This window comes from Massilia sp. CCM 8734 (assembly GCF_011682155.1).
Classification (GTDB): Bacteria; Pseudomonadota; Gammaproteobacteria; order Burkholderiales; family Burkholderiaceae_D; genus Telluria_A; species Telluria_A rubra.
Genome location: NZ_WHJI01000057.1, coordinates 1 through 14,869, shown reverse-complemented (window position 1 = coordinate 14,869; position 14,869 = coordinate 1). Strand labels below are relative to the sequence as shown.

13 protein-coding genes and 1 riboswitch are annotated in these 14,869 nt (G+C 62.7%); of the genes, 6 read left to right on the top strand and 7 right to left on the bottom strand.

Going from position 1 to position 14,869, the window contains the following annotated elements; all coding sequences use genetic code 11:
- Positions 1-153: 153 nt before the first annotated feature.
- The gene (apaG, locus tag F2P46_RS32300; RefSeq protein ID WP_166898164.1) at positions 154-528 is read left to right on the top strand and encodes a Co2+/Mg2+ efflux protein ApaG; all 375 of its coding nucleotides are present in this window, start codon (positions 154-156) and stop codon (positions 526-528) included.
- 2 nt (positions 529-530) lie between these two features.
- On the opposite strand, the gene F2P46_RS32295 is transcribed toward apaG, so the two are convergent.
- Positions 531-713: a hypothetical protein gene (locus F2P46_RS32295; protein ID WP_166898145.1), complete on the bottom strand. Its 183-nt coding sequence runs from the start codon at positions 711-713 to the stop codon at positions 531-533.
- Between F2P46_RS32295 and F2P46_RS32290 the strand changes: the two genes are divergently transcribed.
- A complete protein-coding gene (locus F2P46_RS32290) occupies positions 697-1,908 on the top strand; it encodes a murein transglycosylase A (protein ID WP_166898162.1) in 1,212 nt (403 codons plus the stop codon). The genes F2P46_RS32295 and F2P46_RS32290 overlap by 17 nt on opposite strands.
- A gap of 58 nt (positions 1,909-1,966) precedes the next feature.
- Positions 1,967-2,743: an enoyl-CoA hydratase gene (locus F2P46_RS32285; protein WP_166898160.1), complete on the top strand. Its 777-nt coding sequence runs from the start codon at positions 1,967-1,969 to the stop codon at positions 2,741-2,743.
- 9 nt (positions 2,744-2,752) lie between these two features.
- Here the strand turns inward: F2P46_RS32285 and F2P46_RS32280 are convergent, their stop codons facing one another.
- The 6 genes from F2P46_RS32280 to rtcR form a co-directional block, all read right to left on the bottom strand.
- Positions 2,753-4,162, bottom strand: coding sequence for a carotenoid oxygenase family protein (locus F2P46_RS32280; RefSeq protein ID WP_166898158.1), 1,410 nt, complete (start codon positions 4,160-4,162; stop codon positions 2,753-2,755).
- A 17-nt stretch (positions 4,163-4,179) separates the two neighbouring features.
- Positions 4,180-5,196, bottom strand: a complete 1,017-nt coding sequence (locus F2P46_RS32275) for a MerR family transcriptional regulator (protein ID WP_166898156.1) — start codon at positions 5,194-5,196, stop codon at positions 4,180-4,182.
- A gap of 113 nt (positions 5,197-5,309) precedes the next feature.
- Positions 5,310-5,903: a C39 family peptidase gene (locus F2P46_RS32270; protein ID WP_229476879.1), complete on the bottom strand. Its 594-nt coding sequence runs from the start codon at positions 5,901-5,903 to the stop codon at positions 5,310-5,312.
- Between the two features lie 33 nt (positions 5,904-5,936).
- Entirely contained in the window at positions 5,937-6,683 is a 747-nt protein-coding gene (locus tag F2P46_RS32265) for a hypothetical protein (RefSeq protein WP_229509548.1), read from the bottom strand.
- Positions 6,684-6,796: 113 nt separating this feature from the next.
- Positions 6,797-8,029 carry a D-amino acid dehydrogenase gene (locus tag F2P46_RS32260; protein WP_166898154.1) on the bottom strand — a complete coding sequence of 411 codons (1,233 nt, stop codon included), beginning with the start codon at positions 8,027-8,029 and terminating at the stop codon, positions 6,797-6,799.
- 167 nt (positions 8,030-8,196) lie between these two features.
- Positions 8,197-8,305: riboswitch (glycine riboswitch) on the bottom strand.
- A gap of 109 nt (positions 8,306-8,414) precedes the next feature.
- Entirely contained in the window at positions 8,415-10,031 is a 1,617-nt protein-coding gene (gene rtcR, locus F2P46_RS32255; RefSeq protein ID WP_166898153.1) for an RNA repair transcriptional activator RtcR, read from the bottom strand.
- Between the two features lie 284 nt (positions 10,032-10,315).
- Here rtcR and F2P46_RS32250 point away from each other — a divergent pair, with 284 nt between their 5' ends.
- The 3 genes from F2P46_RS32250 to rtcA all read left to right on the top strand — a co-directional run bounded on the left by F2P46_RS32250 (position 10,316) and on the right by rtcA (position 14,624).
- Positions 10,316-11,779: an RNA-binding protein gene (locus F2P46_RS32250; RefSeq protein WP_229509547.1), complete on the top strand. Its 1,464-nt coding sequence runs from the start codon at positions 10,316-10,318 to the stop codon at positions 11,777-11,779.
- Between the two features lie 544 nt (positions 11,780-12,323).
- Entirely contained in the window at positions 12,324-13,559 is a 1,236-nt protein-coding gene (locus F2P46_RS32245; RefSeq protein WP_166898149.1) for an RtcB family protein, read from the top strand.
- A 42-nt stretch (positions 13,560-13,601) separates the two neighbouring features.
- Positions 13,602-14,624 (top strand): RNA 3'-terminal phosphate cyclase, encoded by a 1,023-nt coding sequence (gene rtcA / locus F2P46_RS32240; RefSeq protein WP_166898147.1) that lies wholly within the window; start codon positions 13,602-13,604, stop codon positions 14,622-14,624.
- Positions 14,625-14,869 lie beyond the last annotated feature (245 nt).

Sequence of the window (14,869 nt, the reverse complement as noted above, 5' to 3'; positions counted from 1 at the left end):
AATGAAGATGCGCTATTTTACGCTCTCCCGTGGCGCGCCCTTGCGGCCGGCCCCATTTTGCCGCGCAAGGTATGATGCTTCGCCGGGCCGTGTCAGGCCGGTACCTGAAAATTCACTCGGGCAACTTTTACAGTCTTAATCAAGGAAATCCAGATGGCCGCTTACGAATTTACTGTCACTGTCAGGACCCAGTACCTGCCGGAGCAGTCCGATCCGAGCCGAAGCAATTACGTGTTCACTTATGCGATTACGATAAAAAACACCGGCACCGTCGGCGCGCAGCTGATCTCGCGGCATTGGGTCATCACCGACGCCAACAACCACATCGACGAAGTGCGCGGCCTGGGCGTGGTCGGGCATCAGCCGCTGTTGCAGCCGGGCGAACAGTTCGAATACACCAGCGGCACCCAGATGGCGACCCCGCAAGGCTCGATGACCGGCGAATACTTCTGCGTGGCCGAAGACGGCCATCAGTTCGAGACCAAGATTCCCGAATTCGTGCTGTCGCTGCCGCGCACCCTGCACTGATCTCAGCGGCTGGTGTCGTCGGGGAGTTCCTGTTTTTTCTCCGGCGCGTTCAGCTGCTGGTCGTTATTGGTCGGCTTCGGTCCCGAATACATCGTCCACCACACGATAAACACCAGCAGGAAAAACGCCACGCCTGCTTCAAGCATTAACACCCACATATCGACTCCCATGTCTTCAACACGCATCAGTTTACTCGTTTCGGCCGGCGCCGTCGCGCTGGTCCTCGCGGCATGCACCACGCCCGAGCCCAAACAGGCGCCGCCGGTCGTCATGCCGCCGCCGGCAATGCGGGTGGAGCCGCCGCCAGAGCCGCCTTTGCCACCGCCAGCGAAGGCCGAACCGGCGCCGTTGATGACGCCATCGACCTTTGCCGCGCTGCCGGGCTGGGAGCGCGACGACCTGCGCCAGGCCTGGCCGGCTTTCATGACCTCGTGCGGGGTGTTGGCGCGCAAGCCCGAATGGAAAACCGCGTGCGGCGCCGCGCGCACGGTTGATGCAAACAATGGCGCGGCCCTGCGCAGCTATTTTGAAACCTGGTTCGTGCCGAACCAGGTGCGCGCGGCTGACGGCGTCGACACGGGCCTCATCACCGGTTACTACGAACCCTTGCTGCGCGGCGCCCGCAAACGCGGCGGCGCCTTCCAGACACCGCTGTACCGGGTGCCGGACGACCTGCTGACGATCGACCTGGCCAGCGTGTATCCGGAGCTGAAAAACAGGCGCGTGCGCGGACGGCTGGTGGGCAAGAAGGTGGTCCCGTACGGCAGCCGCGCCGAGATCGAGCGCGCCGACATCCCCGGCAAGGAACTGCTGTGGGTCGACGACCCGGTCGAAGCGTTCTTTTTGGAAGTGCAGGGTTCCGGGCGGGTCAAGCTGGCCGACAGCGGCGAGACGGTACGCGTGGCCTACGCCGACCAGAACGGCCATCCGTACAAGGCCATCGGACGCTGGCTGATCGAGCAGGGCGAGCTGACGCCGGAGCAGGCTACCGCGCAGGGCATCAAGGCCTGGATTGCGGCGCATCCCGAGCGGCGCCAGGAACTGTTCAACGCCAATCCGAGCTTCATTTTCTTTCGCGAAGAGCGCCTGCCCGATCCCTCGGTCGGACCGAAGGGCGCACTGGGCGTGGCGTTGACGCCGGCGCGTTCGGTCGCGATCGACCCCACGTTCTTGCCGCTCGGCGCGCCCATCTGGCTGGCCACCACCGAATCGGGCAGCGAGGTGCCGATGCGGCGCCTGGTGATGGGGCAGGACACGGGCGGCGCCATTCGCGGCGCGGTGCGGGCCGACTTCTTCTTCGGCTTCGGCATTGATGCGATGGAAAACGCCGGCCGCATGAAGCAGCGCGGCCAGCTCTGGGTGCTGTTGCCCAAACCCTGATTGACGCGCAGATTGGCTACAATCGCACATTACCCCACGCTTTTTTATAGAGGATTCCATGAACTATGCAGACCTGCTGATCGAGACCCACGGCAAAGTGGCCGTGATTCGCCTGAACCGTCCCAAAGCGCTGAACGCCCTGAACGACAACATGATGGATGAACTGGGCGACGCGCTCTACAAGTTCGACGCTGACAGCAATATCGGCTGCATCATCCTGACCGGCAGCGAAAAGGCCTTCGCGGCCGGCGCTGACATCGCGGCGATGGTCGACTACGACTACGGCGACACCTACGGCGGCAACTACATCGGCCGCAACTGGGAACATATCCTCAACGTGCGCAAACCCGTCATCGGCGTGGTGCAGGGCTTCTGCCTCGGCGGCGGCTGCGAACTGGCCATGATGTGCGACTTCCTGATCGCGGCGGACACCGCCAAATTCGGCCAGCCCGAAATCAAGGTCGGCGTGACCCCAGGCGCCGGCGGCACGCAGCGCCTGCCGCGCACCATCGGCAAGGCCAAGGCGATGGACATGCTGCTCACGGCGCGCATGATCGACGCGGCCGAAGCCGAGCGCACCGGCCTGGTATCGCGCGTGGTCCCGGCGGACAAGGTGATGGAAGAAGCACTGGCTGCGGCCACCACCATCGCCTCGATGTCGGTGTCGGTGGCGATGGCGATCAAGGACAGCGTCAACCGCGCGTTCGAGACCACCCTGACCGAAGGCGTGCGCTACGAGCGCCGCTACTTCCACGCGGCGTTCGGCACGCCCGCCCAGAAAGAAGGCATGCAGGCGTTTTTGGCCAAGCGTCCGCCCAACTTCGACGGCTTGTAAGTTTGTAAGTCAGTCGCTGGCGCGCCAGCAGCCGTGAAAGCCGAACGGTATCCGGTGCGGCAGGCGCACCGTTGCGACGGGGCCGGCCGCCAGGTCCGTCGCGTCGATCACCAGCAGGTCGCTGCGGCCTTCCTTGGCGCGCCACGCCACCGCCAGCAGCCAGCCATCGCCCTCGGGCGACTGCGCCGAGCGCGCCACGAAGACCGGTTCGGAGACAACGTCGCCGGCCGGCAGTGTATAGAGCTGGCGCGTGCCAGAGGCAAAGTCGAAGCATGCCAGCGCGTCGTACAGCACACTCTCCGAACCGCTCCTGATGCGCTGCACGCTGTGGCAGCAGTAAAAACCCACGCGGTTGCGGCGCCCGCTAAAGCGCTCGTCGATGCGCGGGAATTCCGCCGCCAGGTCGTCGAGGATGGTGCGCTCGAAACTATCGCCATCGCTCTCCATATCGAACGTCCAGCGGCACAGGCACGCCGCCATGCCGGCCGGGTCGCCAGGGCTGCCGTCGGCGTTGGGCATGCCGGGTGCGGTGCGTGACTCCATCACATACGCCACGATGCGCCCGCCATCGTCCCAGGCGTTCATCACATGGAACACGTGGCAGGCGTCGCTGGCGAACCAGCGCAGCTTGTCCATCGCTTGACCACGCACGCCGATGCCGACGTGGCTGCGCTTTTCCGCTTCCCATGCGAACAAGGGTAGTCCTTTCATGGCGCGTTCCACGCTGATGGTCAGCGGGGTAACCGGAAACAGCACATGGCGTTCGGTCAGCATGAAGTCGTGCATCATGCTTGCGTAGGGGGCGCGGAAGACGCCTGACGTGGTGACCCGGCAGTGCGCATCGAGCACGCCGTACTGCATGTTGGGCTCCCCCGGACTGTCGGGCAGGTAGGAGAAAAAATGCAGCTCGCCGGTGGCCGGATCGGCCTTGGGATGCGCGGTGAAGCGCCTGTTCACGGCGCCGTCGAAATCCTGGTGCCCCTTCGACGCCAGCGTGTGCGGGTCCATTTCGAACGGCTGGTGCGATTCTTCCAGCGCAAACAGGCGCCCGCCGTGCCAGGCCATATTGGTATTGGCGGTGCCGCTGTTCTTGCCGTGGACTGACGGGTCGCTGGTGGCCGGGTTGCCGAAGGTGCCGAACAGCGCATGGCCGGCGTCATTTTCGAGCTGCCATTTCGGCGTGCGCGCCCAGCGGTTGGCATAGGCCACCTTGCCGTCGTCGATGAAGAAGGCGTGCACCATGCCGTCGCCCGAGAACCAGTGATAGTGGTCGTCGCGCGGCGCGAAGCGGGGGTTCGGTCCGACGCGGTACAGCGCGCCGCGCAGTTGCGGCGGCAGCGTGCCGGCTACCTGCAGTGCGTCGATGTCGCATTCGGTATCGAGGGGAGCGTAGTTCCCCGTGAAGAAATGGCCTGGCATGGTGATTCCTGGTGGGTTTAAAGACTGTGCATGGCTTCGCGTACGTACGCGATCAGCGGCGCGTCGATGCCGGAGCCGGTGCGCAAGCCGGGCTCCATGTCGAAAGCGTGGCGCAGCTTGGCCTGGAGCGCGGGCTGGCCCGCCGCCTTGGCCAGCGACAGGGCCTGCCACTGGCGCGCCAGTGCTTGCACCTCGACGCTGGCGGCCGGCGTGCCTTCGGCCAGGTGATTGCGCAAGGCGCAGATGAGGATGGGCCAGGTGTCGGTTTGCTTGACGTAGTGCTGGCGCAGCAGGGCCATGTCGGCCGGGCTGCAGTAGTTGGCGTAGATGGCCAGGCGCCGGTGCGCCATGGCGTGCGAGATGAACTGCATCGCCGCGCGGTCAACCCCGCTGAGAGTGTGCAGGGTGGGCTCGTTCCAGTTCATGGCGTAGAGCTTCATCAGCATCCCTTCATCGCCGCCCACGCTCTCCAGCAGGGTGGCGATCCAGCGTTGCGCGAACGCGCCGGCTTCAGGGCTGTCGGGCGCCAGGCCCCGGGCCATCAGCTCGTGCAGCGTGGCGGTCAGCTGTGCATTGGCGCCGCCGCTGCCGCTGTGCTGGCGCCGCGTCTTGAGCGTATGCAGTTCGGCGTCGGTGAAGTAGCGTGCGCTGGCGGCCATGCGTTCGAGGGCGGCCAGCCAGTTGTCCATCGACGGCTCGTGGCGCTCGTCGAGTTGCGCCTGCAAGTCGCGCAATTGGCCGTGCAGGGCGCTCGCTTGCGCGATCTGGCGTTCGAGCGACGCGATCTGCTGCGCCACCACCTGCGGCAGGCTGGCGCCGCCGTCGGCCAGCATCGCCTGGATTTGCGTGAGCGGCAGGTCGAGGCGGCGCAGCGCCTGGATGCGATACAGGCGGGCCACGTCCGCGCTGTCGTACAGGCGGTAACCCTTGTCCGAGCGGACCGAGGGCGTGAGCAAGGCGATATCGTCGTAATGGCGCAAGGCGCGCACGCTCAAGCCGCTGCGTTTGGCCAGTTGTCCTATTTTCAGTAGCATGCCGGTTTCTCCATTTGCAAGATGGTAAACCGTCACGTAGCGAGAGGGTCAAGCGCAAGCGCGTCAACAGCCTGCAAAACCGGGGAAAACCCCGGTTTTGCAATTCAGGCCATTCAGGTCGGTCCGTTGATGCTCATGCGCTGCGTGTGCGTCCAGCGATGGTCCGACGCCGACACCGCGGAGTTATAGGTGCGGTAGGTCTGGCCCTCACCCGGCCAAGGGTCCATGATGTACACGTTGTTCACGCCATTGGCCGTCTCGTACCCGCGTCCCACCATGATGTGCCCACCGCCGTTGCTCCAGCCGTAGCGCATCACGAACGGACGATTGGCGTTGATGTCCGATACCACGCTGCTCCATGACGAGGCCACGCTGTATGCGCCGTTCGCCACGCCCCACGCCTTGAGGATGTTCTGCACGCTGCCGTTGGAACCGTACATATTGTTCGGCTGGTTGGCCGGGCTGTTCCAGTTGAAGTAGGTGTTTCCGCAGGCGTAGTTCAAGCCGAACGCCCAGTTTACGATCTGGCACTGGCTCGGTGTCTTCTTGTAATAGTTCAGCACCGCCTTGCTCGACGCCGACCAGCACCACTGGCTGTGTTCCTGGGTCGTCAGCGGCACGCTCAGCGTGCGCCATTGCGCCATGGCTGCCGGCAGCGCCAGCAAAAGTGAGACACCGACGACGATCTTTTTCATATTTGTGTTCATGTTATCTCCTGATTCGTTCTGAGGATGGTCGGCTTACTTCGAAGCGTCCAGGTTCTGCTTGACCGCGCTGCGCAGCGGCTGCAGCAGCTCCGCTTCGTCCATCAGGGCGTCGCCGGCCTTGCCGTCCTTGACGGCGCGCTGTTGCATCAGCAGCGATTCGCGCGCCGAATGCAAAGGTGCATAGCGGGTGCGGCCGTCTTCGCGGGCGACCACTTCCAGCACGTCGGACCGCGCCTGGTAGATGCGCACGAAACGCACATTGCTTCGCTCGGCGTCGGCGTAGTAGCCCATCGACGCATCCACATCCTTGGCCAGCACGGCGGCGCCGTAGGCGACCGTTTCGTAGTTCCCGTTATTGAGTTCCACCGTCGCCATGCCGATCGGACGCCGGTTCAACAGGATGACGAAGCGCCACTGACCGGTCGCCTTGGCCATCTGTTTCATGCTGCCGCGTCCCGCCAGCAGCTCGTTCGGATCGATCGTATAGACCGGGAAGCCGTAGCCGATCTTGGCGTCCTTCAGGTCCTGCATGTCGTTGATGTCGAGCGGGAAGTCGACCGGCGCGCCGCTGGCGCCGCGCACTTGTACCTGGTGCGTCACGAACTGGGCGAAGTCGCGCTGGGCCGCAGCCTGCGCCGCCGCTGCCGCGCGCTTGGGCACCGCTTTGAAGGTGCTGGTCCCATCGGACTGGGCCTGTGCCGGCGCACCGGCCAGGGCCAGGCTGGCGCCGCACAGCAGGGCGGCGAGCATGGGACGGCATGAGAGCATTTTTGTTTGCATTATTGACTTCTCCTCACATAGATTGATACTGGAGCCCCGCCTGTCCAGGCGGGGTGGGTGCTGCGACTGCATTGGCATGCACGCATGCCGGACACCGTTGTCAACGCACATGGTCAGTGCGTCGGAAAATCGAGAGAGCGTTGCATCAAGTCGCCGATCATGTCGGCGGTGACGGCGGACAGGGTCCAGCCCAGATGCCCGTGGCCCGTGTTATAGAAGACGCAGGGCGACTTGCCGCGACCGACGCGCGGCAGCATGGTCGGCATCATCGGGCGCAGGCCGGCCCACGGAATCACGCTGCGCGTGTTCACGCCGGGGAAGCATTCATGCACCCAGTCGATCAGCGGGCGAATCCGGTCGTCGCGGATGTCGCGGTTGAAGCCATTGAATTCGGCCGTGCCGGCCACGCGGAAGCGATCGATCCCCAGGCGGCTGGTCACCAGCTTGGTGGCGTCGTCGAGCAGGCTGACGGTGGGTGCGGCCGCCTGGCTGGCCGCGTCGTTCAGGTTGACCGTGATCGAGTAGCCTTTGACCGGATAGATGTTGACCCGGTCGCCCAGGCTGGCGGCCAGCGCGCGGCTGGCGGTGCCGGCGCAGATGACGATGCCGTCGTAGGTCTCGGTCTGGGTGCGCTCGCCGTCGCCCACGGTCACCTGGGCGTGGCGGCCGTCGGTGCGCACTGCGCCGATCCGCATGCCGTAGCGGCAGTCCACGCCATTGCGGCGTGCGGCGGCGGCCAGGCCCGTGGTGAATTTGTGGATGTCGCCGGTGGCGTCGCTGTCGGTGAAAAAGCCGCCGTAAAAGTCGCCCGCCAGGGTCGGCTCGATGGCGCGCATTTCGCCGGGAGTCACCGCCCGCCGCGCCAGGCCGCCGGCGGCCAGCATCCTGCTGACCTTGGCGGCGTGCTCGAAGCCGGCCTTGTCGCGGTAGATGTGCAGGATGCCTTTGCGCTTGACGTCGAAGTCGATGCCCTCGGCTTCGGCCCACGCGAACAGGTGCTCGCGCGCGGCAATCGCCAGGCGCGCCGTCTCCACGGTGTTCCTGCGGTAGTGGGGAATGGCGGCGGCGAATTCGGCGAACCACGACAGCTTGTGCCAGCTCGGTTTTGGGCTGACCAGCAGCGGCGCGTCGCGCCGGAACATCCACTTCAAGCCCTTGAGCATGGTGGAGCGGTGGTTCCAGACTTCGGCGTTGGAGGCCGACAGCTGGCCGCCGTTGGCGAACGAGGTTTCCATCGCCGCGTAGCGGTGTTGTTCGAGCAGGGTGGTGGCAAAGCCACGTTTGGCAAGGGCGTAAGCGGTCGTGACGCCGGTGATCCCGCCGCCTATTACTGCAATGGTTTTCATGTGTCTTCCAGGTCCGAAAAACGTCAGATAGGAGAGTCCGCGCGCCGCTGCGCGTCGGATACCCCCTCTGTGCTGGACCTGAGAGATTCGCCGGCAACGCGCGATGCGTGGCCGGTTTGCTCCTTCGGTGCACCGGATGACGACTCCCGGTGGCTCTTCAGAGTTCAAATGCGTTATCGGTCCTGGGGCCTGAGAGATTCCGGGGCGGTTGCTCCTTCGGCGCCATCGATCCTTACCTGAGACATTGCGATCGACAGACTCTCCCGATAACGCTTAGCGTTGCGCTAAGTATGCCGTGGGCATATGTATGCAGAATACCGCAGGAATTATCGCCAATACAACCTATTTAAATGATAGCTGTTGTTTCCAAGACAATACCGACAAATTACCGACTGCCGCTGACCCGATCCCAGTCCAGGTCGAACCGCGCCAGGAATTTTTTCAGGCGGTCGGCGTCGTTGGGTTTGCTCTTGGCACTGCGCGAGACGGCGAACAGCTTGCGCCCGGCGTCGGACAAGGTGCTCGACGCGCGGCACACCTGCACCACGGCGGCCAGTTGCAGGGCGTCGAACAGGTCGAGGCCGGCGGCGGCTTCGTCGCCCATTAGCCCGGCGAGGTCGACCTCGGCCAGGGTGGGCGCCGGCGCGCGCGTGTAGTGGTGCCAGAGTTTTTGCAGCCGGGCCACTTCGGCGCTGACGATGCCCTCCGAAATGCCGCCCGCCTCGGCCAGGGTCGCCATGCGCGTGACCGACGCCGACAGGTCGCGGAAGTTGCCGGCCCAGACTGCCTCGGGCGACATCGCAAAGCGCATGTAGCGCTCGCGCGCCTCCTTGTTGAAACGCACCATCTGCCCGTATTCCTGGCTGAACTGGTTGAGCAGGTAGACCAGGTTGGGTTCGATGTCTTCGGGCCGGTCCACCAGGCCGGGCAGGGCGTAGGTCCATAAATTGATGCGCGCGTACAAGTCTTCGCGAAAGCGCCCGGCCACCACCTCGCTTGCCAGGTCGCGGTTGGTGCCGGCGATGAGCTGGAAGTCGCTCTGCACTTCACTGTCGCTGCCGACCGGATGGAAGCGCTTTTCTTCGATGGCCTTGAGCAGCATGGCCTGTTCGTCCGGACCAAGTTCGCCGATTTCGTCGAGGAACAGCAAGCCTTTGTGGGCGCTGCGCAGCAAGCCGGGGCGGTCGGCGGCGGCGCCCGTGAAGGAACCCTTGACGTGGCCGAACAGGGTCGAGGCGGCGCCGTCGCCATGCAGGGTGGCGCAGTTGAGCTCGACGAACTTGCCGTCGATCTGGTGGCGCGTTTTCTTCAGTTCGTAGACCCGGCGCGCGAGGAAGGATTTGCCGGCGCCGGTCGGCCCCATCAGCAGCATCGGCGCGCGCGACTTGATGGCCACGCGCTCGATCTCGTCGATCATGGTGTTGAAGCTGGCGTTGCGGGTGGCAATGCCGGACTTGAGGAAAGCCACGCCTTCGGCTTGCTCGCGCGAAAAGCGCTGGGCGATCTGGTCGTAGCGCGACAGGTCGAGGTCGATCAGCGCGTAGCTGCCCGGTTCGGTGGTGGACTGGCGCCGTGGCGGCGAGCTTTGCAGCAGGCGGCCGGGGAAGAAGCGCGCTTCCGTCATCAGGAACATGCAGATCTGCACGACGTGGGTGCCGGTGGTGATGTGGATCCAGTAATCCTCGTTGTCCGGATCGAAGGGGTAGCGCTTGGCGAAATCGAACAGGGCGCTGTAGACCTCGCCGAAATCCCAGGCGTCGCTGATCGGTATGTTGTGCGGGACCACCGTCGTTTCGGGCGAGACGGCGGCGATGTCGGCCGTGACGGCGTCGACCACCGGGCCGAATTTGCCGCTGTAGAGCATGTCGAAGCGGTGCACGGCGTATTCCTCGTGCTGGGTGATGGCGATGCTTGGGCGCCACTTCTCCCAACGGGCCGGGCCCTTGCCACTGTCGAGCTGGGTGCCGACGAATCCGATGACCACGATGCGTTTCTGTTTCATATCTGTATAAAGTTTTATCTTGTCGGATAATTTATCACGTGCTTGCCAGCTTGTCCATTTCTTGCCGGTTTGGCTTGGCGAATTGGTAATCTTTTTTAAATCAAGGACTTAAGGGGAATTGATGCGGATGGGCTGCGAGCTGGCACGCCCTTTGCAATAGAGGAGATACAAACAAGAAAAATGAGGAAGGCAAAATGGCAAACGCACAGTTGTTCCAGACCTTGAAGGGAATCTTTGTCCCTCGCGCCGATGGTCTTAATTCGACAGGCGCTCCGGCTTACAGCATGACGCCACGGCACCAGCTGGCGCAGTATGCCGCCACCGGATGCCTGAATTCGACCTATTACGTCAATGCGCAATCGCAGTTGGCGACGGTGCTGGAGCTGTGCGAGAAGGTCGACGCCAAATTTATCGCGCAGACCGCGATTTACTGCCGCGAACGCGGTTATATGAAGGATATGCCGGCGCTGTTGACCGCTGTACTGGCCGCCAAGGGCGCGCCGGAACTGACCCCGGTGTTCCGCCGCGTGGTCAATAACGGCAAGATGCTGCGCAATGTGGTACAGATTATTCGCTCCGGCGCGGCGGGTCGTAAATCGCTGGGCAGCCGGTCGAAAAAGCTGGTGCAGCAATGGTTGAACCGCGCATCGGAAAAAGAGCTGCTGGCGGCCTCGATCGGCGCCATGCCGTCGCTGGGCGATGTGGTGAAGATGGTGCATCCGAAGCCGTCGCAAGCCTGGCGTGAAGCGTTTTTCGCCTGGTCGATCGGCAAGCCGTTTAACGCGGAGGCGCTGCCGGATGCGCTGAAGGCCTTCGAAGCGTACAAGGCCGACCAGTCGCAGCCGGTGCCGGAGGTGCCGTTCCAGATGCTGACTTCATTGTCATTGTCGGCGCAGGCATGGGCGCAGATTGCGCGCCAGGGCGGCTGGCACATGGTGCGCATGAATTTGAATACCTTCGGCCGCAATGGTGTGTACGCGCTGCCGGGCATGGTCGAAGTCATCGCCGACAAGCTGCGCGATCCGGTGGCGATTGCCAAGGCGGGCGTGTTTCCGTACCAGCTAATGTCGGCGTATATGGCGGCTTCAGACGATGTGCCACGGGCCATCAGCGATGCTTTGCAGGATGCGCTGGAACTGTCGCTGTCGAACGTGCCGCAGGTGGAGGGCAAGGTCGTGATTTGCCCGGATGTATCCGGATCGATGCAGTCGCCGGTGTCGGGTTATCGGGGCGGCGGCACCTCGAAGGTGCGTTGTATCGATGTGGCCGGGCTGATCGCCGCAGCGATGCTGCGCAAGAATCCGGATGCACTGGTGCTGCCGTTCGAGAATTATGTGCGGGTTTGCGCATTGAATGCCCGCGATACGGTCATGACCAATGCGCAGAAGCTGGCGGCGATTGGCGGCGGTGGTACCAATTGCAGCGCACCGTTGGCGCACATGAACAAGCAGAAGGTGATGGCCGACCTGGTGGTGTACGTGTCCGACAATGAATCGTGGATCGACCAGCGTGCGGGCGCCACCGCCACGATGACCGAATGGGCGGTGTTCAAGCAGCGCAATCCGGCGGCGCGGCTGGTGTGTATCGACTGCACGCCGAACAGTACCAGCCAGGCGGCGGAACGCGCCGATGTGTTGAATGTCGGTGGTTTTTCGGATGATGTGTTCAAAATCATCGCCGCCTTTGCGGCCGGCCAGCTGGGCGCGGCGCATTGGGTGGGCGAGATCGAAGCGATCGCGCTTGAGTAAGGTTGCTTGAGTAAGTTTTTTTGATGTACCGGTTTTGAGTGCAGTGCGAATGCCGATGCGAATACATTTTGCAAATGTCCAAGTTCGCAGCAAAATTTTGTCGCACCGTGCTCAATCGTTTTACCCCGAATGCAGGTTAAGACTACATCCACGGCTGCAAGGGCTTCGCGTCCTACAGCTGACATGTCTTGCCGCTCCTTGTCGGGAATTTGTTGTACAGGTTTTGAGCGCGGTGCGAATGCTTGGTGCGAATACATCTCCAAATCTATTTCGCATCGGATTTTTCTTGTCGCGCCGTGCTCAATCGTTTTACCCCGAATGCGGGCAGGACTACATAGGGGTTGCTGTTGGCCTGAAGCCGGCAACTGTTTGTCCCGCCGACTCCTTGTCGGGAATTGATTTTTGGCGAATGCAGTCCGGACTACATTGCGTTCCCGGTTCGAGTCCGGGCGGTTGCGCAAGCGGCCGTAGCTCAACTGGTAGAGCAAATTATCCGGGCGATGTTGTCGCCCCCTTGCATCACCTTATATATAGTGAGAAAAATATGAAAAACGAAAACTACGATGTCCTGAATGTGGACGATGGCCGCCACGTCAAAATGTGGACCAAAGGCGTGCCGGTGGAAGACGTGGCCAAGAAGCAGCTGGCCAACACCGCCAAAATGCCGTTCATCTACAAGCATATCGCGGTCATGCCCGACGTTCACCTCGGTAAAGGCTCGACCATTGGCAGCGTGATTCCGACCCTCGGCGCGGTGATTCCGGCGGCTGTTGGCGTGGATATTGGCTGCGGCATGATGGCTGCCAAGACCACCCTGACCGCGAACGACCTGCCGGATAACCTGTCGGCGCTGCGTAGCGCCATCGAGCGCGCGATCCCGCACGGTATGTCGCCGAAGACGCGCGGCTACCGCGGCCGCGATGAGGGTTCGTGGAATACGCCGCCAGCGGCGGTGGATGTGGCCTGGGGCCAGTTGAAGGATGAATTCGACGCCATCTGCCTGAAAACGCCGAAGCTGAAAACCACGAATAACTACCGTCACCTGGGAACCCTGGGAAGCGGTAACCATTTTGTGGAAGTCTGCCTGGACGAGGTAGGTTTCGTGTGGTTCATGCTGCATTCGGGTTCGCGCGGCGTGGGTAACGCCATCGGCACCCACTTCATCGAGCTGGCCAAGAAGGATATGCGCACGCACTTCATCAACCTGCCCGACCAGGATCTGGCGTACCTGGCCGAAGGAACGCAGCACTATAACGATTACATCGAGGCAGTCAGCTGGGCGCAGAAATTCGCCCGCACCAATCGCGACGTGATGATGCATAACCTGATCGCGGCGGTGCGTACCGTGATCACCAAGCCGTTCGAGACGCACGTGGAGGCGGTCAATTGCCACCATAATTATGTGCAGAAGGAGCATCACTTCGGTAAAGATGTGCTGATTACCCGTAAGGGCGCCGTGTCGGCCCGTCCGGGTGAACTGGGTATCATCCCGGGATCGATGGGGGCGAAGAGCTTTATCGTTCGTGGTAAAGGCAATCCGGACAGCTTTAACAGCTGCAGCCACGGCGCCGGCCGCACCATGAGCCGTACCGAAGCGAAGCGTCGTTTCACCGTTGACGACCAGGTCAAGGCGACCGAGGGCGTGGAATGCCGCAAGGATGAAAACGTGATCGACGAGATTCCGATGGCGTACAAGGATATCGACGCCGTCATGCACGCCCAGCGCGACCTGGTGGATGTGGTCCATATCCTCAAGCAGGTGGTGTGCGTCAAGGGTTGATGCCGCCGCTGGTTACACTATATATAAGAAGAAAAGTTGAAGATGATTGAATTAGATGGCGCCGTCGGCGAAGGCGGCGGACAAATCCTGCGCAGTGCGCTGACCTTGTCCATGATTACCGGCCAGGCGTTTTGCATCAAGAATATCCGGGCCGGCCGCAAGAAGCCCGGGCTGCTGCGCCAGCATCTGGTGGCGGTCCAGGCGGCCACCGGGATCAGCGGGGCTATCGTCACCGGCGCGCAATTGGGGTCGCAGACGCTGCTGTTTGCGCCCAAGGCAATCAAGGGTGGCGATTACCAGTTCGCGATCGGTTCGGCCGGCAGTTGCACGCTGGTGCTGCAAACGGTGATGCTGGCCCTGTTGCATGCGGACGGCCCGTCGACGGTGCGCATCAGCGGCGGCACGCATAATCCCATGGCGCCGCCGGCGCAGTTCCTGCAACGTGCATATTTACCGTTGCTGCGCAAGATGGGGGCGGACATCAACATTGAATTGCTGCGTTCCGGGTTTTATCCGGCGGGCGGCGGCTGCATTGTGGCCACTATCGCGCCATGCCCGCAATTGCAGCAGCTGACGTTGACGGAGCGCGGCGAGCGTACTGGCGGCTATGCCGAGGGCATGGTGGCGGGATTGCCCGCGTCGATCGCGCTGCGCGAGCTCGAATGCGTCGGCCTGGGAATGGGCTGGTCGGGAGACCAGTTGCGCATGCGTGGCTTGCCAGCCGATCAGGGGCCGGGCAATGCCTTGCTGATCACATTGGAATACGAATACGCGAGCGAGGTGTTTTGCGCGTTCGGCGAGAAAATGGTGCGGGCCGAAACCGTCGCCAAGGATGCGATGCACGAGGCGCGCCGCTATATAACATCGCAGGCGGCGGTGGGCGAGCACCTGGCCGATCAGTTGATGCTGCCGATGGCGCTGGCCGGCGGCGGCAGTTTTACGGCCGATGTGATCTCCCAGCATGCCATCACCAATGCGGAAGTCATCGGCCGTTTTCTGCCGGTGTCGATCACCCTGGAAGAAGGTGAGCAGCGCAGCACCTGTACCGTTCGTGCCACGGCGTAAAAAAGAGCCCTTGTCAGTTCGGGGCAGGCTTTGCTATAGTTCGCCTCCCCGCAGAAAGGGTTAACGAAATCAAGTAGTTAGCAGCCTGTCAGGGCCGTCTCCAAGGAGGCGCGGTAGTAAAAAGAGGTTGACGAGAAACGCGAAACGCTGCATAATCTCACCTCTCTGCTGCAACGAACACAACGCTTCGTACCATGCGGCAAGATAGAAATACCGAATACGTTCTTTAACAATTAACAGTCGAT

Coding starts and splice junctions, on each gene's coding strand:
- apaG (WP_166898164.1), top strand. CDS start 154: ATGGCCGCTTACGAATTTACTGTCACTGTCAGGACCCAGTACCTGCCG.
- F2P46_RS32290 (WP_166898162.1), top strand. CDS start 697: ATGTCTTCAACACGCATCAGTTTACTCGTTTCGGCCGGCGCCGTCGCG.
- F2P46_RS32295 (WP_166898145.1), bottom strand. CDS start 713: ATGCGTGTTGAAGACATGGGAGTCGATATGTGGGTGTTAATGCTTGAA.
- F2P46_RS32285 (WP_166898160.1), top strand. CDS start 1,967: ATGAACTATGCAGACCTGCTGATCGAGACCCACGGCAAAGTGGCCGTG.
- F2P46_RS32280 (WP_166898158.1), bottom strand. CDS start 4,162: ATGCCAGGCCATTTCTTCACGGGGAACTACGCTCCCCTCGATACCGAA.
- F2P46_RS32275 (WP_166898156.1), bottom strand. CDS start 5,196: ATGCTACTGAAAATAGGACAACTGGCCAAACGCAGCGGCTTGAGCGTG.
- F2P46_RS32270 (WP_229476879.1), bottom strand. CDS start 5,903: ATGAACACAAATATGAAAAAGATCGTCGTCGGTGTCTCACTTTTGCTG.
- F2P46_RS32265 (WP_229509548.1), bottom strand. CDS start 6,683: ATGCAAACAAAAATGCTCTCATGCCGTCCCATGCTCGCCGCCCTGCTG.
- F2P46_RS32260 (WP_166898154.1), bottom strand. CDS start 8,029: ATGAAAACCATTGCAGTAATAGGCGGCGGGATCACCGGCGTCACGACC.
- rtcR (WP_166898153.1), bottom strand. CDS start 10,031: ATGAAACAGAAACGCATCGTGGTCATCGGATTCGTCGGCACCCAGCTC.
- F2P46_RS32250 (WP_229509547.1), top strand. CDS start 10,316: ATGACGCCACGGCACCAGCTGGCGCAGTATGCCGCCACCGGATGCCTG.
- F2P46_RS32245 (WP_166898149.1), top strand. CDS start 12,324: ATGAAAAACGAAAACTACGATGTCCTGAATGTGGACGATGGCCGCCAC.
- rtcA (WP_166898147.1), top strand. CDS start 13,602: ATGATTGAATTAGATGGCGCCGTCGGCGAAGGCGGCGGACAAATCCTG.